The 17,030-nt window shown below is 71.9% G+C and carries 14 protein-coding genes; all 14 read left to right on the top strand.

All coding sequences use genetic code 11. The features are described from left to right. The first annotated feature begins 86 nt into the window (after nt 1-86). The 14 genes from OG689_RS16095 (at nt 87) to atpB (ending at nt 16,970) form a co-directional block, all read left to right on the top strand. Nucleotides 87-1,379 (top strand): homoserine dehydrogenase, encoded by a 1,293-nt coding sequence (locus OG689_RS16095; RefSeq protein ID WP_266321073.1) that lies wholly within the window; start codon nt 87-89, stop codon nt 1,377-1,379. 8 nt (nt 1,380-1,387) lie between these two features. Further along, a complete protein-coding gene (gene thrC / locus OG689_RS16090) occupies nt 1,388-2,476 on the top strand; it encodes a threonine synthase (protein ID WP_266321071.1) in 1,089 nt (362 codons plus the stop codon). A gap of 423 nt (nt 2,477-2,899) precedes the next feature. After that, entirely contained in the window at nt 2,900-3,817 is a 918-nt protein-coding gene (thrB, locus tag OG689_RS16085; protein ID WP_266321069.1) for a homoserine kinase, read from the top strand. A 604-nt stretch (nt 3,818-4,421) separates the two neighbouring features. Next, the gene (rho, locus tag OG689_RS16080; RefSeq protein WP_266321068.1) at nt 4,422-6,563 is read left to right on the top strand and encodes a transcription termination factor Rho; all 2,142 of its coding nucleotides are present in this window, start codon (nt 4,422-4,424) and stop codon (nt 6,561-6,563) included. Between the two features lie 190 nt (nt 6,564-6,753). Next, the gene (locus OG689_RS16075; protein ID WP_266321067.1) at nt 6,754-7,947 is read left to right on the top strand and encodes an LCP family protein; all 1,194 of its coding nucleotides are present in this window, start codon (nt 6,754-6,756) and stop codon (nt 7,945-7,947) included. 147 nt (nt 7,948-8,094) lie between these two features. Beyond that, nucleotides 8,095-8,319 (top strand): 50S ribosomal protein L31, encoded by a 225-nt coding sequence (gene rpmE, locus OG689_RS16070; RefSeq protein ID WP_266321066.1) that lies wholly within the window; start codon nt 8,095-8,097, stop codon nt 8,317-8,319. Nucleotides 8,320-8,466: 147 nt separating this feature from the next. Beyond that, complete coding sequence (gene prfA, locus OG689_RS16065; protein ID WP_266321065.1) at nt 8,467-9,543, top strand: peptide chain release factor 1; 1,077 nt, start codon at nt 8,467-8,469, stop codon at nt 9,541-9,543. Nucleotides 9,544-9,595: 52 nt separating this feature from the next. After that, on the top strand, nt 9,596-10,462 hold the full coding sequence (prmC, locus tag OG689_RS16060; protein ID WP_073926126.1) for a peptide chain release factor N(5)-glutamine methyltransferase: 867 nt from the start codon (nt 9,596-9,598) through the stop codon (nt 10,460-10,462). A 136-nt stretch (nt 10,463-10,598) separates the two neighbouring features. After that, the gene (locus tag OG689_RS16055) at nt 10,599-11,246 is read left to right on the top strand and encodes an L-threonylcarbamoyladenylate synthase (RefSeq protein WP_266321063.1); all 648 of its coding nucleotides are present in this window, start codon (nt 10,599-10,601) and stop codon (nt 11,244-11,246) included. Between the two features lie 29 nt (nt 11,247-11,275). Beyond that, on the top strand, nt 11,276-11,917 hold the full coding sequence (locus tag OG689_RS16050) for a protein-tyrosine-phosphatase (protein WP_073926347.1): 642 nt from the start codon (nt 11,276-11,278) through the stop codon (nt 11,915-11,917). Nucleotides 11,918-12,075: 158 nt separating this feature from the next. Then, nucleotides 12,076-13,461: a serine hydroxymethyltransferase gene (gene glyA / locus OG689_RS16045; protein ID WP_266321061.1), complete on the top strand. Its 1,386-nt coding sequence runs from the start codon at nt 12,076-12,078 to the stop codon at nt 13,459-13,461. A gap of 193 nt (nt 13,462-13,654) precedes the next feature. After that, nucleotides 13,655-15,121, top strand: coding sequence for an MraY family glycosyltransferase (locus tag OG689_RS16040; protein WP_266321059.1), 1,467 nt, complete (start codon nt 13,655-13,657; stop codon nt 15,119-15,121). A gap of 301 nt (nt 15,122-15,422) precedes the next feature. Continuing rightward, on the top strand, nt 15,423-15,866 hold the full coding sequence (locus tag OG689_RS16035) for a hypothetical protein (protein WP_266321057.1): 444 nt from the start codon (nt 15,423-15,425) through the stop codon (nt 15,864-15,866). 282 nt (nt 15,867-16,148) lie between these two features. Further along, nucleotides 16,149-16,970, top strand: a complete 822-nt coding sequence (gene atpB, locus OG689_RS16030; RefSeq protein ID WP_266321056.1) for a F0F1 ATP synthase subunit A — start codon at nt 16,149-16,151, stop codon at nt 16,968-16,970. Nucleotides 16,971-17,030: the final 60 nt, after the last annotated feature.

Genomic DNA, 17,030 nt, shown 5'->3' with positions numbered 1-17,030 from the left:
AAGTCCCGGAGACTGGTACGGACCGAAGGTCCGGCGACCGTCCGAAATGGGCGCCGGAATACACGAAGAATGCAGAGCGGAGTCGGATGATGCGTACGCGCCCGCTGAAGGTGGCGTTGCTGGGCTGTGGTGTGGTGGGCTCCGAGGTGGCGCGCATCATGACGACGGACGCCGCCGACCTCGCCGCGCGTATCGGCGCGCCGGTCGAGCTCGCCGGCATCGCCGTCCGCCGGGCCGGCCGGGCCCGGCCCGGGGTGCCCGAGCACCTGCTCACCACCGACGCCGAGGCCCTGGTGAACCGCGGCGACATCGACGTGGTGATCGAGGTCGTGGGCGGCATCGAGCCGTCCAAACACCTGATCCTGTCGGCGTTCCGGCAGGGCGCCTCGGTGGTCAGCGCCAACAAGGCGCTGCTCGCCCGGGACGGCGCCGAGCTGCACCGCGCCGCCGCCGAGGCCGGCGTGGACCTGTACTACGAGGCCGCGGTGGCCGGGGCGATCCCGCTGATCCGCCCGCTGCGCGAGTCCCTCGCGGGGGACCGCGTCAACCGGGTGCTCGGCATCGTCAACGGCACCACCAACTTCATCCTCGACAAGATGGACTCCACCGGCGCCGGCTACTCGGAGGCGCTGGAGGAGGCCACCGCGCTCGGCTACGCCGAGGCGGACCCGACGGCCGACGTCGAGGGCTTCGACGCCGCCGCCAAGGCCGCGATCCTGGCGGGCATCGCCTTCCACACCAAGGTCACCGCGGCCGACGTCTACCGCGAGGGCCTCACCGAGGTCACCGCCGCCGACATCGCCTCCGCCAAGCAGATGGGCTGCGTGGTCAAGCTGCTCGCGATCTGCGAGCGCTCGGCCGACGGCGAGTCGGTCACCGCCCGGGTCCACCCGGCGATGATCCCGCTGTCGCACCCGCTCGCCTCCGTCCGCGAGGCGTACAACGCGGTGTTCGTGGAGGCCCAGGCGGCCGGCCGGCTGATGTTCTACGGCCCGGGCGCCGGTGGCGCGCCGACCGCCTCCGCGGTGCTCGGCGACCTGGTCGCGGTCTGCCGCAACAAGGTCGCGGGTTCGACCGGCCCCGGCGACTCGGTGTACGCCCAGCTGCCGGCCATGCCGATGGACGAGGTCGTCACCCGCTACCACGTCAGCCTGGACGTGGACGACCGTGCGGGGGTGCTCGCCCAGGTGGCGTCCACCTTCGCCGAGCACGGCGTCTCCATCGACACCGTGCGCCAGCAGGGACGCGACGGCGACGCCTCGCTCGTCGTGGTCACCCACCGCGCCACCGACGCCGCGCTCTCGGCGACGGTCGACAAGCTCCGCGCGCTCGACAGCGTGCGGGGCGTGGCCAGCATCATGCGGGTTGAAGGGGAGTAGGAAGCACCATGAACGCAGTGATCGACAGAGCTGCGCACACCCACCAGTGGCGCGGCCTCATCGAGGAGTACCGCGACCGGCTGCCGGTGAGCGCCGCCACTCCGGTGGTCACCCTGCTGGAGGGCGGCACGCCGCTCGTCCCCGCGCAGGTGCTCTCCGAGCGCACGGGCTGCGAGGTCTACCTCAAGGTCGAGGGCGCCAACCCGACCGGGTCCTTCAAGGACCGCGGCATGACGATGGCGATCTCCAAGGCCAAGGAGGACGGCGCCCAGGCCGTCATCTGCGCCTCCACCGGCAACACCTCGGCCTCGGCCGCGGCGTACGCGGTGCGGGCCGGCATGGTGTCGGCGGTGCTGGTGCCGCAGGGCAAGATCGCGCTCGGCAAGATGGGCCAGGCGCTGGTGCACGGTGCGAAGATCCTTCAGGTGGACGGGAACTTCGACGACTGCCTCACCCTTGCGCGTGAACTGTCCGAGAAGTACCCGGTGGCGCTGGTCAACTCGGTGAACCCGGTGCGCATCGAGGGCCAGAAGACCGCCGCCTTCGAGATCGTGGACATGCTGGGTGACGCCCCGGACATCCACGTCCTGCCGGTCGGCAACGCGGGCAACATCACCGCGTACTGGAAGGGCTACCGCGAGTACGCCGCCGACGGGCTGTCCTCCCGGCTGCCGCGCATGTGGGGTTTCCAGGCGTCCGGTTCGGCCCCGATCGTGGACGGTCACCCGGTGCTCAAGCCGCAGACCATCGCCACCGCGATCCGGATCGGCAACCCGGCCTCCTGGGACTTCGCGATCGCCGCGCGGGACGAGTCGGGCGGCCTCATCGACAAGGTGACGGATCGTCAGATCCTTTCCGCGTACCGGTTGTTGGCCTCGCAGGAGGGCGTCTTCGTGGAGCCCGCCTCGGCGGCCAGTGTGGCCGGCCTGCTGGCGAAGGCGGAGGCCGGACTGGTCGACCCGGGCCAGCGGATCGTCTGCACCGTCACCGGCAACGGCCTGAAGGACCCGGACTGGGCGGTGGCCGGCGCGCCGCAGCCGCCGGTCGTCCCGATCGAGGCGGAGGCCGCCGCCCGCCGGCTCGGCCTGCTCGACTGACCGACGTCACCCGTGGGCCGACTCTTTCGGGGGTTGGCCCACCGGCGTTCCCGGGTGACACTTTTGTGTCATTTTCCGCGTCCTTTTCCCTGTCATTCCGGCATGCATTCCGGCCAGAACCGGCAACACACCGGATCGGTGGGCCGTGGGGTGTACCGCTGTGGAACTTCTCTTCGATACTCTGGAACCGGCCGTGTGGCACATGCCCCGGGCCCGGCCCGCCCCCAGGGCCGCGGCATCGACAGTGACCGCCCGCCCCCGCCGGGGCCCTGCGTGCAGAGCCCGCGTCGTCCCACCCGCCGCCCGCGTCCGCCCGGGCTGCCAGCCGCCCCCGCCGTCACCTTGCACCGACGCTCTCCCGGGCCCCGTCCAGGAGAGCCCCCGTCGCGCGACAGCGCCTAGTTCTTCAGGAGGGTCCAGCCGATGGCCGGTCCTGCGTTCCGTGCCGCCGCCGTCCGGGTCCGGGTGCCCGCCACCAGCGCCAACCTGGGCCCCGGCTTCGACGCCTTCGGACTCGCCCTGGGCCTCTACGACGACGTGGTCGTCCGGGTCGCCGACTCCGGTCTCTCGGTGGACATCGCCGGGGAGGGCGCCGACACCCTCGCCCGGGACGAGCGCCACCTGGTCGTCCGGTCGATGCGCGCCGCCTTCGAGCGCCTCGGCGGCCAGCCGCGCGGCCTCGAAGTGGTGTGCGCCAACCGGATACCGCACGGCCGCGGCCTGGGCTCCTCGTCCGCCGCGATCTGCGCGGGCATCGTCGCCGCCCGCGCCGTCACCATCGGCGGCCCGTCCGCCCTGGACGACGAGGCGCTGCTGGCCCTCGCCTCCGAGCTGGAGGGCCACCCCGACAACGTCGCCGCCTGTCTGCGCGGCGGGTTCACCATCGCCTGGACGGACGAGGACAGTGCCAAGGCCGTGAAGCTGGAGCCCGCCGCCCAGGTGGTGCCGGTGGTCTTCGTCCCGTCCACCGAGGTGCTCACCGAGACGGCCCGCGGCCTGCTCCCGAAGACCGTGCCGCTCGCCGACGCGGCCGCCAACGCGGGCCGCGCCGCGCTCCTCGTCGAGGCCCTGACCAGGCAGCCCGGCCTGCTGCTGGCCGCCACCGAGGACCGGCTGCACCAGGACTACCGGGCTTCGGCGATGCCCGACAGCGCCGGGCTGGTGGGCGCGCTGCGGGCGGAGGGCATCCCGGCCGTGATCTCCGGCGCCGGTCCCACCGTGCTCGCGTTCACCGACGCCGAGGGCGCCGACAAGCTCCTCGGCTTCGCCGGCCCGGGCTTCGCCGCCCACCGGCTCGAACTCGACCGCACGGGTGCCTCGGTACTCCCGCTCGACGTCTGAGACCGCCGCCGCCGCGGGTGCGCCGACCCGCGGCGCGGCCCGGCGGTACGGACACGATTGGCAAGCGCAAGGCTGGGGAATGTCTGAGGGGGTCGGTAGTGTTAACCTCATTGCTGCACCAGGTGCCCTCCGGGGCTCGGTGCGCCGCGTCCCGATCCCAGCGTTCCGCTTCCGCGGAATCAGGGCGATGCACGGGACCGCGATTCTCCGGGAGCCCGCCACAGCGCGTACGCAGCCTGCCTGCGCGATTGCGGCCGCATCCCGAAGCCGTGACGGCACCTGACTCCCACCCGCGGCCTCCAACCTGAGGCCCGGCCGGGCGGAACACGGGCGACCGTCTCGCAACGGGGGCCCGGGATTCGCAGGCAGTGGGCTCCTCCTGCTCCATGGCGGGCAAGGAGGGCGCGGGCCGGCACGAGACCGGTCCACCGCGCAGACCGAGCACCACCCGTGCTTCACACACCGCACCTCGCAGCTCTCTCCCGACTGGCACCTTCATTCGGGGGACCACAGCCTCGGGCCGACGCAGACGAGCGTCGGTCAGGACAGCACAACCGGTCGCCGAGCCAGACAGGCCGACGTCCGCTCCAGGGAAGGACCCTTAGTGAGCGACACCACCGATCTGATGGGCGCGCGCCCCGACGCCGAGGCGCCGGACGCAGCCGCGGCCCCCGCGGCTCCGGCACGACGCCGTCGCACCGCCGCCGCGGGCCTTGACGGTCTCGTCCTGGCCGAGCTTCAGAAGCTCGCCTCGACGCTGGGCATCAGTGGCACCGGGCGCCTGCGCAAGAGCCAGTTGATCGAGGCCATCAAGGAGAAGAGCGGCGGCGACCCGCTGCTCGCCGGCTCCGCGCCGGCCGCCCCGGCCGCCAAGCGCGCCGCCAAGGCCGCAGCGCCGGCCGAGGCCCCGGCCGCCGAGCCGGCCGAGAAGCCCGCCCGTCGCACCCGCGCCGCCGCCGCCCCGGCCGAGGCCCCGGCCGCCGAGCCGCAGACCCAGATCGACATCCCGGTCCAGGCCGCCGCCGAGACCACCGCGCCGGCCCGTGCCGAGCGCACCCGCCGCCGCGCCACCTCGGCCGCCGGCGCCCCGACCGCCGAGGAGGCCGCCGCCGCGTCGGTCGCCACCGAGGCCAAGCAGGCGGAGGCCAAGCAGGCCGAGACCCGCCAGGCGGACGTCAAGCAGGGCGAGACCCGTGCCTTCGACGGCCGCCAGGACGACGGTCGCAGCGAGAGCCGCCGCGACCGCCGTGACCGCCGCGACCGCCGCGAGGGCGGCGAGCGTCAGGACACCGCCGAGTCGCAGGCGGGCCAGGACGGTGACGGCCGCGAGTCGCGCCGTGACCGCCGCAACCGCCGGGACCGCGCCGAGCGCCAGGGCGGCCAGGCCCAGCCCCAGTCCGGCCAGCAGTCCGGCGCCCAGGGCGACAGCCAGCAGGGCCGGCAGACCCAGCAGGGCGGCGGCCAGCCGCAGGTCCAGCAGGGTGGCTACGACGACGACGAGTTCGGCGACGGACGGCGCGGCCGCCGCGGCCGCTACCGCGACCGCCGTGGCCGCGGCACCCGCCGTGACGGCTTCGACGTGGGCCAGCCCGACGTGCAGGTCAACGACGACGATGTGCTGATCCCCGTCGCGGGCATCCTGGACATCCTCGACAACTACGCCTTCGTGCGGACCTCCGGCTACCTGCCGGGCAGCAACGACGTCTACGTCTCGCTGGCCCAGGTCCGCAAGAACGGCCTGCGCAAGGGTGACGCGATCACCGGCGCCGTGCGCCAGCCCAAGGACGGCGAGCGCCGCGAGAAGTTCAACGCCATGGTGCGGCTGGACTCCGTCAACGGCATGGACCCGGAGAGCGGCCGCGGCCGTCCCGAGTTCGGCAAGCTGACCCCGCTGTACCCGCAGGAGCGCCTGCGCCTGGAGACCGACCCGGGCGTGCTGACCACCCGCATCATCGACCTGGTGTCGCCGATCGGCAAGGGCCAGCGCGGTCTGATCGTCGCCCCGCCGAAGACCGGCAAGACGATGATCATGCAGGCGATCGCCAACGCGATCACCCACAACAACCCCGAGTGCCACCTGATGGTCGTCCTGGTCGACGAGCGTCCGGAAGAGGTCACCGACATGCAGCGGTCGGTGAAGGGCGAGGTCATCTCCTCGACCTTCGACCGCCCGGCCGAGGACCACACCGTGGTCGCCGAGCTGGCCATCGAGCGCGCCAAGCGCCTGGTGGAGCTGGGCCACGACGTGGTGATCCTGCTGGACTCGATCACCCGCCTGGGCCGTGCCTACAACCTGGCGGCGCCGGCCTCCGGCCGCATCCTGTCCGGTGGTGTCGACTCGACCGCGCTCTACCCGCCGAAGAAGTTCTTCGGCGCCGCGCGCAACATCGAGAACGGCGGCTCGCTGACCATCCTCGCCACCGCGCTGGTGGAGACCGGCTCCCGGGCCGACGAGGTCGTCTTCGAGGAGTTCAAGGGCACCGGCAACATGGAGCTCAAGCTCGACCGCAAGCTCTCCGACAAGCGCATCTTCCCGGCCGTCGACGTCGACGCCTCCAGCACCCGCAAGGAGGAGATCCTGCTGGGCAAGGAGGAGCTGGCCGTCACCTGGAAGCTCCGCCGGGTGCTGCACGCGCTCGACTCGCAGCAGGCGATCGAGCTGCTGCTGGACAAGATGAAGCAGACCAAGAGCAACGCCGAGTTCCTGATGCAGATCGCCAAGACGACCCCCGGGTCCGGCGACTGACACCCGGTCGGGACCACCGGCAGCACCAACCCGAGCCCCGGGCCGCGCACGCGGTCCGGGGCTCGGGCGTTCCCGGGTCCGGTGCACCGGCCGCCGGTTCGGCCCGCTTCGCCTATGCTCGAACGGGTGGCCATATCGGCCATAAGAGGGAGATAAGGGAAAAATCGCCTAGTCTCGAGGACGGAACCGGATGGCCGATCACGAGAAGGGCCGCAGCCCCCGTCGCCGCGCCCTGCGGATCGCCGTCTGCGCCATGGTCGCCGTCGCGGTGATCGGCGCGGGGGTGGCCGGCTACGCGTACTGGAAGTTCAACGGCAACATCAAGAGCGTCGACATCGACGCCAGCCTGGGCACCGCCCGGCCGCCGGCCGCCACCGACGGCTCGTTCAACCTGCTGGTGCTCGGCTCGGACTCGCGGGCGGGCGGCAACGGCGCCCTGGCCGGCGGCGACACCGCCGACACCGCCCGCTCGGACACCGCCATGGTGGTGCACGTCAACCAGGACCACTCCGGCGCCCAGGTGGTGTCCATCCCGCGCGACACCCTGGTCGCCCGTCCCGCCTGCACGGACAAGACCGGCAGGACCGTGGCCGCCGTCCAGCGGGCGATGTTCAACAGCGCCTACGAGACCGGTGGCGCCGCCTGCGCCGTGAAGACCGCCGAGCAGCTCACCGGTCTGCGGATGAACCACTACGTCGAGATCGACTTCTCCGGCTTCGCGCACGTCATCGACTCCATAGGCGGGGTCACCGTGACGACCACGGTGGCCATCCACGACAAGGACAGCGGCCTCGACCTCGCGGCCGGCACCCACCACCTCGACGGCACCCAGGCCCTCGCCTTCGTGCGTACCAGGCACGGCGTGGGCAACGGCAGCGACCTGGGCCGGATAGAACTCCAGAAGCAGATGATGAAGTCCGTGCTGCAGCAGGTCGCCGGCATCGGACTGTTCTCCAACCCGGTGAAGCTCTGGTCCGTCGGGGACACCCTGACCAGCAGCATCACGACCGACTCGGACCTCGCCTCGGTGAACTCCCTGGTCGGTCTCGCGCAGTCGCTCAGGGGCATCGGCCCCGCGCAGCTCGCCATGGTCACCCTGCCGGTCGTGACGGCCCCCTCCGACCCCAACCGGGTGGTCTCCCAGCAGCCGCAGGCCGGCCAGCTGTGGGCGGCCCTGAAGACCGACCAGGCCGTCCCGCAGGCCGTGCTGGCGGTGCAGCCGGGCAATCCCGCCACCTCGCCCTCCGGGGCCGCCACACGGCCCTCAGGAGGCTCTCCCGCCACTGCTCCCGCCACTGCTCCCGCCGGTGTCCCGAGCGGCTCCCCGAGCGGCCTGCCCGGCGGCTCCGCGAGCGGCTCGGCGGCCGCCGCCGTAGGGCGCTGAGATCCGGCCCAGGGTGTCCGGAATATCCCCCGGAGGTTCCCGGTTTGGGAAGAAGCGGGCAGTCCTGGCAGACTGGTCCGTCGGTCCCGGTTCACGTGCGGCTGATCAGACGCCGACCCGGTGCCCTCCCGAACCTAGGAGAACCCCTTGAAGCCCAACGTTCACCCCACGTACGTGGTCACCTCCGTGACCTGCACCTGCGGCAACGAGTTCACCACCCGCTCGACCGAGACCAGTGGCGTCATTCGCGCCGAGGTCTGCTCGCAGTGCCACCCGTTCTACACCGGCAAGCAGAAGATCATGGACACCGGTGGCCGCGTCGCCCGCTTCGAGGCCCGCTTCGGCAAGGGCCACAGCGGCAAGACGGCCTAGCGCTCCCACGGCGCCGGTCTCCGGTGCCCCCGTCCAGCACGGGGGCACCGGGACCGGCGCCGTTCGCGTCCCACCGACGCACTGCCGCACCGCAGCACCGCCCGCGCAACGCAGCCACCGCAGACCGATCCGGAAGTAGGCCATCCCATGTTCGAGGCAGTCGAAGAGCTCCTCGTCGAGCACGCCGCCCTCGAGGAGCGGCTGGCCGACCCGTCCGTCCACGCGGACCAGGCGAACGCCCGCAAGCTCGCCAAGCGCTACGCCGAGCTCACCCCGATCACCGCCACCTACCGCGCCTGGCGCCAGGCCGGCGAGGACATCGAGGCGGCCCGCGAGTTCGCCGCCGAGGACCCTGACTTCATCGCCGAGATCAAGTCCGCGGAGGCCCGCCAGGCGGAGCTGACCGAGGACCTGCGCCTGCTTCTCGTCCCCCGGGACCCGAGCGACGAGAAGGACGTGATCCTGGAGATCAAGGCGGGTGAGGGCGGCGAGGAGTCCGCGCTGTTCGCCGGCGACCTGCTGCGGATGTACCTGCGCTTCGCGGAGCGGACCGGCTGGAAGACCGAGATCATCGACTCCAACGAGTCCGACCTCGGCGGCTACAAGGACGTCTCGGTGGCCGTGAAGACCAAGGGCACCATCGAGCCCGGCCAGGGCGTCTGGGCCCGTCTGAAGTACGAGGGCGGCGTGCACCGTGTGCAGCGCGTGCCGGCCACCGAGTCCCAGGGCCGGATCCACACCTCGGCGGCGGGCGTGCTGGTCACCCCTGAGGCCGAGGAGGTCGAGGTCGAGGTCCACGCCAACGACCTGCGGATCGACGTGTACCGCTCGTCGGGCCCCGGCGGCCAGTCCGTCAACACCACCGACTCGGCCGTCCGGATCACCCACCTGCCGACCGGTATCGTGGCCTCCTGCCAGAACGAGAAGAGCCAGCTCCAGAACAAGGAGTCGGCCATGCGTATCCTGCGCTCACGGCTGCTGGCCGCCGCGCAGGAGGCCGCCGAGCAGGAGGCCTCGGACGCGCGTCGTAGCCAGGTCCGCACCGTGGACCGCTCCGAGCGCATCCGGACGTACAACTACCCGGAGAACCGCATCTCGGACCACCGCACGGGCTTCAAGTCGTACAACCTGGACCAGGTCCTGGACGGCGAACTGAGCCCGGTGATCCAGTCGTGCGTGGACGCCGACGCGGCTGCCAAGCTCGCCTCGGCACAACAGAACTGAGCAACCCGGCCCGGAGTCGACCACCGGGCTGCGCCGGAAGGGGTACGTGCGGATGAACCTGCTGCTCGCCGAGGTGGCCCAGGCCACCCAGCGGTTGGCCGCGGCCGGCGTGCCGTCGCCGCGCTTCGACGCGGAGGAACTCGCCGCACACATCCACAACGTCAAGCGCAGCCAGCTGCACACCGTCCCGGACGCCGACTTCGACGCCCGCTACTGGGAGGCCATCTCCCGTCGCGAGGCGCGTGAGCCGCTCCAGCACATCACGGGCCGGGCCTTCTTCCGGTACCTGGAGCTGGAGGTCGGCCCCGGGGTGTTCGTGCCCCGGCCCGAGACCGAGACGGTCGTGGAGTGGGCCATAGACGCCGTCCGGGACATGGACGTCGCCGAGCCGCTGGTGGTCGACCTGTGCACCGGCTCCGGCGCGATCGCGCTGGCCCTGGCCCAGGAACTGCCGCGCTCCCAGGTGCACGCCTTCGAGCTGGACGAGGGCGCCATGCGCTACACCCGGCGCAACATCGCGGCCAGCTCGGACCGCGCCCGGGTCACCCTGCACGCCGGGGACGCCACCCGCGCCTTCGAGGACGACCGCTCCTGGGACGGCCGCTTCGACCTGGTGATCAGCAACCCGCCGTACATCCCGCTCACCGAGTGGGAGTACGTCGCGCCCGAGGCCCGCGACCACGACCCGCAGATGTCGCTGTTCTCCGGCGAGGACGGCCTGGACACCATCCGCGGCATCGAGCGGGTCGCCGCCCGGCTGCTGCGCCCCGGCGGCGCCGTCGTGATCGAGCACGCCGACACCCAGGGCGGCCAGGTGCCGTGGATCTTCAACGAGGAAGGCGGCTGGACGGACGCCGCCGACCACCGCGACCTCAACAACCGCCCGCGCTTCACCACGGCCCGGAAGGCGTCGCTGTGACCCTCGGGCACAGCGGCCGGCCGCAGCGCCGCGACCTGCCGCACCACCACGACCGGGCAGCACGGCGCCGCGCCCGGGGCGCCGCCGCGGACCCGGCCGTCAACGCCATGAGCCATCTCGGAAGGGGACCGCACCGATGAGCCGCCGCTACGACTGTGCCGACGCAGGGGACCGCGCCACCGGACTGCGCGAGGCCGCCTCGGCGATCCGCCGCGGTGAGATCGTCGTGCTGCCGACCGACACCCTCTACGGGGTCGGCGCGGACGCCTTCTCCCCGGAGGCCGTCGCCGCGCTGCTGGCCGCCAAGGGCCGCGGACGCAACATGCCGTCCCCCGTCCTGGTCGGCTCGCCGACCACGCTGCACGGTCTGGTCACCGACTTCTCCGAGCGGGCCTGGGAGCTGGTCGACGCCTTCTGGCCCGGCGGTCTCACCCTGGTCGCCAAGCACCAGCCCTCGCTGCGCTGGGACCTCGGCGAGACCCGGGGCACCGTCGCCGTCCGGATGCCGCTGCACCCGGTCGCGATCGAGCTGCTGAACGCCACCGGCCCGCTCGCCGTCTCCAGCGCCAACCGCACCGGCGGCCCGTCCCCGGCCACCTGCGACGAGGCCCAGGAGCAGCTCGGCGACGCCATCTCGGTGTACCTGGACGGCGGCCGGGCCGACCACGCCACCGCCTCCACCATCGTCGACGTCACGGGCAAGGTCCCGGTCCTGCTGCGGGCCGGCGCGATCAGCGCCGAGCAGCTGAGGGAGGTCGTCCCCGACCTGGAGGCCGGCAGTTGACGGCGACCTCCCTGCACGCGGGGCCCGGCATATCGCCGTACCTCAGCGTGGCGCCCCGCCCGCTCGACCACTTCCGGATCCTGTTCGTCTGCACCGGGAACATCTGCCGCTCGCCGATCGCCGAGCGGCTCACCCGGCGTGAGCTGGACACCCGGCTGAGCCCCCGGGTGGCCGGCCGGATCCTGGTGGAGAGCGCCGGTACGTGGGGCCACGAGGGCGCCCCGATGGAGGCGCACGCCGCCACCGTGCTGGACGAGTACGGGGCGGACAGCGGCGGCTTCACCGGTCGCGAGCTGCTGGACGAGCACGTGGTCGAGGCCGACCTGGTGCTCACCGCGACGCTGGACCACCGGGCCCAGGTGATCTCGATGGGCCACGCGGCCGGGCTGCGCACCTTCACCTTGAAGGAGTTCACCCGCCTGGTCCGCCGGATCGACCCGGGCACGCTGCCCGACCCCCGGCGCGGCGCCGACGTCACCGAGCGGGCCCGGGCGCTGGTCCGGGCGGCCGCCGCGCTGCGCGGCTGGCTGCTCGCGGCGACCCCGGAGTCGGACGAGGTGGACGATCCCTACGGCGCGCCGATCGGGATGTTCCGCAACTGCGGCGAGGAGATATTCCACGCCGTGGACCCGGTCGTCACAGCGCTGACCGGCGTCCAGGCGCCGCGCTGACGCCCCCGGGCACCACCCGCCGCGGGGGTCCTGCGCCCTGACGGGTGCACCCGCCTCGCGTCGGCAGGACGGCCGCGCGGGCCGGTCCTACGCTGGAGGAACCTCTCCCCCCGCCTTCGGCCGGGAGGTGCCCGCACCCGCAGCCCGGGAGTCCCGCCATGACCGTCACCGATGCCCCCACCGGTCGCTCCGAGAGCGGGCATTCCGACACCGCGCGCCACGACACCGCCCAGTCCGGTACCGCCCTTCGCGACACCGCGCACGGCGAACCCGCCCACCCCGACACCGGCGTGGGCGCCGCAGCCGGGGGATGGCAGCCCTCGCGGGCCCTGCGGCAGGCCGATCCGCAGCTGGCCGACCTGCTGGCCGCCGAGGCCGAGCGGCGGGCCGAGAGCGTGCAGCTGCTCGCCGGGGAGAACCTCACCAGTCCCGCCGTGCTGGCCGCGCTGGGCGGCCCGCTGATCGACAAGTACGCCGAGGGCTACCCGGGCCGGCGCCACCACACCGGCTGCACCCTCGCCGACGCCGCCGAGCTGCTGGCCGTCGACCGGGCCCGCGCGCTGTTCGCCGCCCCGCACGCCAACGTCCAGCCCCGGTCCGCCACTTCGGCGATGCTGGCGGCCTACGCGGCGCTGCTCAGGCCCGGCGACGTGGTGCTGTCGATGTCCCTGGAGCACGGCGGGCACCTCAGCTGCGGCTCGCGCGCCAACTTCTCCGGCCGGTGGTTCGAGTTCGTCGGCTACGGCGTCCGCGAGGACGACGGCCTGGTCGACCTGGACCAGGTCCGCGAACTGGCCCGCCGGCACCGCCCGAAGGCGATCATCGCGGGTGGCATCTCCTACCCCCGCCACCTGGACTGGGCGGCCTTCCGGGAGATCGCCGACGAGGTCGACGCCTACCTGATCGCCTCCGCCGCGCAGACCGTCGGCCTGGTCGCCGGGGGAGCGGCCCCGTCACCCGTCCCGTACGCGGACATCACCGTCGCCGCCACCCACAAGCTGCTCCGCGGCCCGCGCGGCGGTCTGCTGCTCTGCACCTCCGAGCTGGCCGACCGGGTGGACCGGGCGGTCTTCCCGTTCACCCAGGGCGGTGCGGCGATGAACGAGGTGGCCGGCAAGGCGGTGGCGTTCGCCGAGGCGGCCACCCCGGAGTACCGCGACTACACCCGCCGCACGGTCGCCGGCGCCCGCGCGCTGGCCGCCGCGCTGGCCGCGGCCGGGCTGCGCCCGACCACCGGCGGCACCGACACCCACCTGGTGACGGCGGACGTCTCCCCGCTCGGGGTGAGCGGCGCGGAGGCCGAGCGCCGGTGCGCCGCGGTGGGACTGATGCTGGGCAAGTGCGCCCTGCCCTACGACCCGGCGCCGGCCGCCGAGGGCTCCGGGATCCGGCTGGGCACCGGCGCGGTGACCGCGCAGGGGATGGGTGAGACGGAGCTCACCGAGATCGCCGCCCTGGTCGGACAGGTGCTCGAAGGTGGTCCGCAGGCCCGGATCGGGGCCCGGGTACGGGAGCTCGCCTGGCAGTTCGCCGGCCGGAGCTGAGCGCCGGATCCCGCTCCGTACCCGCCCGGGCGGGGCCTGAACAGGGATCCGTACCCGTCGAAGCGAACCGCGATGCACACGGACCGCGTCCAACTCAATAAGGTATGTGCCGTGGCGAAGCACCTCGAACCCCGGAAGAGCACGGGAGTACCTTCGGTATTCACCCGTCGGACTGTGACGCTGGAGGCGCGTGGTGCGTGAGTATCTGCTGGTGCTGTTCTGCACCGCGGCCGTCACCTATCTGCTGACCGGCCCCGTCCGTAAGTTCGCCATCCTGGCCGGCGCCATGCCGCCGGTCCGGGCCCGCGACGTGCACCGCGAGCCGACCCCCCGGCTCGGCGGCATCGCGATGTTCGGCGGACTCTGCGCGGGCGTCCTGGTCGCCTCCCAACTCGACAACCTGAGCAAGGCGTTCGTCGAGGGCTCGGACATCAGGGCGCTACTCTCCGGCGCCGGGATCATGTGGATCCTCGGTGTGCTGGACGACAAGTGGGGCGTCGACGCCCTGGTCAAGCTGGGCGGCCAGATGATCGCCGCGGGCGTGATGGTCTGGCAGGGCGTGACGGTGATCTCCCTGCCGCTGCCCGGCTACGGCGCGGTGGCCGTCGGCCCGACCCAGGGCATGGTCATCTCGGTCGCCCTGGTGGTGATCATGGTCAACGCGGTGAACTTCATCGACGGCCTGGACGGCCTCGCGGCCGGCATGGTCTGCATCGCCGCAGGCGCCTTCTTCCTGTACTCCTACCGGCTCTGGTACGGCTACACGATCACCGCCGCCGCGCCCGCCGTCCTGTTCAGCGCGCTGCTGATCGGCATGTGCCTGGGCTTCCTGCCGCACAACCTGCACCCGGCCCGGATCTTCATGGGCGACTCCGGCTCGATGATGCTCGGCCTGATGCTCGCCGTCTCGGCGATCTCCATCACCGGCCGGGTGGACCCCGACCTGCTGACCGACCGCACCGAGTCGCTGGCCGTCACCGTGCACACGCTGGTGCCCGTCTACATCCCGCTGCTGCTGCCGCTGACCGTCATCGCGCTGCCGCTGGCCGACCTGCTGCTCGCGGTGGTGCGCCGCACCTGGGCCGGGAAGTCGCCGTTCGCCGCCGACAAGCAGCACCTGCACCACCGGCTGCTGGAGGTCGGGCACTCGCACAGCCGGGCCGTGCTGATCATGTACTTCTGGGCCGCGCTGATCGCCTTCGGCACGGTGGCCTTCTCGGTCACCGACACCGGCCGGACCGTGGTGCTCACCATCGCCGGGTTCTGCCTGCTGGGCATCGTCGTGCTGCTGATCCCGCGGTTCCGCCCGCACGCCCCGCAGGCGGTGCAGGCCTTCGTGCCCCCGCGCTACCGCCGGGCCGGCGCGGACACCGGGCAGCAGCCGGCCACGGTCGGCACCGAAGCCGGCGAACAGGCGGCGGAACAGGCCGCGGAACCGACCGGGGCGAAGGCCGGAACGAAGCCGGCGAAGAAGGCGGCGGCGGCCGCGGGCCGGGCCGGTGGCCGGGCCGAGGAACGGGCCGCGGGCGAGGAGGTGCCCGGTGCGGCGCCGGCCATGGCGGAGCTCTCGGCGAAGGACAAGGAGCTGCTCGGACGGCTGGGTACCGGCGCTTCGGCGGTCGGCGGCCACGGGCGCGGACGGGGCTCGCGCGAGAGCTGACCGGCGCGTGTGATGGTGTGTCAATCTGCTTCACCCGTACGGCGGCACCGTTGGGCCGTCGGTGTGACAGGTACCACACATTCATGGTAAAGCTCTCATCAAATAGTTTGTGATACCGTTCACGAGTACCGAGAAACGCGCCGAAAGACCTGACAGGTGGAGGACTTCCGTCCCTGGTCGGGTCTCCCTCGACGGGCTCGCCGCCAAGCGGCCGGCCTGCGGCGATCCTTCCCGGTAGGTGCCACCCACCGCACTGTGCGCCCGTCCCCCGTTTCCCCGACATGCCGCCGGAGTTGCCGACATGCCGTCCCCCGACGCCCGGATCCTTCGCGGCGCCGCAATCCCCACTGCGGTCGCCGGAGCCATCGCCATGGCGATCTCGACCGTGGTCGTGGGTGGCAAAGGACTGCTCGGCGCCCTCTTCGCGACCCTGTTGGTGATGGCCTTCTTCAGCTCGGGCCAGGTCGCCCTCGATCGGCTGACCAGGAACAACCCGCAGATGATGATGGCTGCGGCGCTGCTGGTGTACACCACGCAGATCCTGCTGGTGGGCATCGTTCTCGCAGTGTTCAAGAACACGACGCTCTTCGACACCAAGGTCTTCGGCTTCACGCTGCTCGGCTGCGCTCTGATCTGGACGGGCTTCCAGGTGCGCGGCGCCATGAAGGCGAAGATGTTCTACGTCCAGCCCGACGCCTCCGAAAAGAAGGCCGACAAGCCTTCGGACTCGGGGCGTCAACAGTGACGAGGCTCCACCGTCCCCCCAACGAGGGGGGCGGTGTTTATGCCGCCCTGACGGACTGCTATCGTCCGTCGCAACAACGGACAACGGGAAGAGGCCTGGTCCATCCGCTCGGCGGACGGATCGCCCCCCGGATCCGCGCAGTCTTCGATGATCCCGCGGCGGTGCTCAGCACTACCGCGCCGGGTCGGCGAGAAACCCATCAAGTTCCAGTGCCGCACTGTGGCCGCAGGCCACGCCGACACACCGAGGTTGCCGTAATCATGCGTCACGACGAAGGAGTCCGTGGTGAGTGCTGTACTCACGTCCCTCGCCTCTGAGGGCAGCTGCCACTTCGGCGGGGACAACGGCTGCGGCTTCCCGGCCCCCGGCCTGAACGAGTTCGACTTCAAGCCGATCTTCACCGTCGGCGGCGTGGACTTCACCAAGCCCATGCTGCTGGCGCTGATCTGCGCTCTGCTGGTCGTCGTGTTCTTCTGGGCGGCGTTCGCCAAGCCGAAGCTCCTCCCGGGGAAGCTCCAGTTGGTCGGCGAGATCGGCTACGACTTCGTCAAGCGAAGCATCGTGCTGGAGACCATCGGCAAAAAGGGCGAGAAGTACGTCCCGATGATGGTCTCGATGTTCTTCTTCATCTGGATCATGAACATCATGTCCATCATTCCCTTCGCACAGTTCCCGGTGATGTCGCGCATCGCGTTCCCGGTCGGACTCGCGGCGGTCGTGTGGATCACGTACATGTCGCTCACGTTCAAGAAGCACGGCTTCGTGGGCGGAATGAAGAACCTCTGCTGGCCTTCCGGCATCCCCGGCTGGGTCATGTTCATCCTGGTGCCGATCGAGTTCTTCTCGAACATCATCGTGCGCCCCTTCACGCTCGCGGTCCGTGCCTTCGCGAACATGTTCGCCGGCCACCTGCTGATCGTGGTCTTCTCCGTGGCCTCCTGGTACCTGCTCAGCCCGACTCTCGGTGCGCTGTACGGCACGGTCTCCTTCGGGGTGACCGTCGGCCTCACCGGCTTCGAGCTGCTGGTCCAGTTCCTGCAGGCGTACATCTTCGTGATGCTGGCCAGCAGCTACATCGCCGGTGCCCTCGAAGAAGCGCACTGACCCTGTAGCACCCCCGTACCCCCCATTTCGTCCGGTGGCCAACCACCACCGGTTCTTCAC

The organism is Kitasatospora sp. NBC_00240, from assembly GCF_026342405.1.
Classification (GTDB): domain Bacteria; phylum Actinomycetota; class Actinomycetes; order Streptomycetales; family Streptomycetaceae; genus Kitasatospora.
Note: the sequence above shows the minus strand (reverse complement) of the source record. Positions and strands in the feature narration are given on the sequence as shown.

What these genes read in the sequence shown, in the direction of transcription:
- glyA (WP_266321061.1), top strand. Translation starts at nt 12,076, where the DNA reads ATGACCGTCACCGATGCCCCCACCGGTCGCTCCGAGAGCGGGCATTCC.
- OG689_RS16055 (WP_266321063.1), top strand. Translation starts at nt 10,599, where the DNA reads ATGAGCCGCCGCTACGACTGTGCCGACGCAGGGGACCGCGCCACCGGA.
- thrB (WP_266321069.1), top strand. Translation starts at nt 2,900, where the DNA reads ATGGCCGGTCCTGCGTTCCGTGCCGCCGCCGTCCGGGTCCGGGTGCCC.
- prfA (WP_266321065.1), top strand. Translation starts at nt 8,467, where the DNA reads ATGTTCGAGGCAGTCGAAGAGCTCCTCGTCGAGCACGCCGCCCTCGAG.
- OG689_RS16075 (WP_266321067.1), top strand. Translation starts at nt 6,754, where the DNA reads ATGGCCGATCACGAGAAGGGCCGCAGCCCCCGTCGCCGCGCCCTGCGG.
- OG689_RS16035 (WP_266321057.1), top strand. Translation starts at nt 15,423, where the DNA reads ATGCCGTCCCCCGACGCCCGGATCCTTCGCGGCGCCGCAATCCCCACT.
- OG689_RS16095 (WP_266321073.1), top strand. Translation starts at nt 87, where the DNA reads ATGATGCGTACGCGCCCGCTGAAGGTGGCGTTGCTGGGCTGTGGTGTG.
- thrC (WP_266321071.1), top strand. Translation starts at nt 1,388, where the DNA reads ATGAACGCAGTGATCGACAGAGCTGCGCACACCCACCAGTGGCGCGGC.
- prmC (WP_073926126.1), top strand. Translation starts at nt 9,596, where the DNA reads ATGAACCTGCTGCTCGCCGAGGTGGCCCAGGCCACCCAGCGGTTGGCC.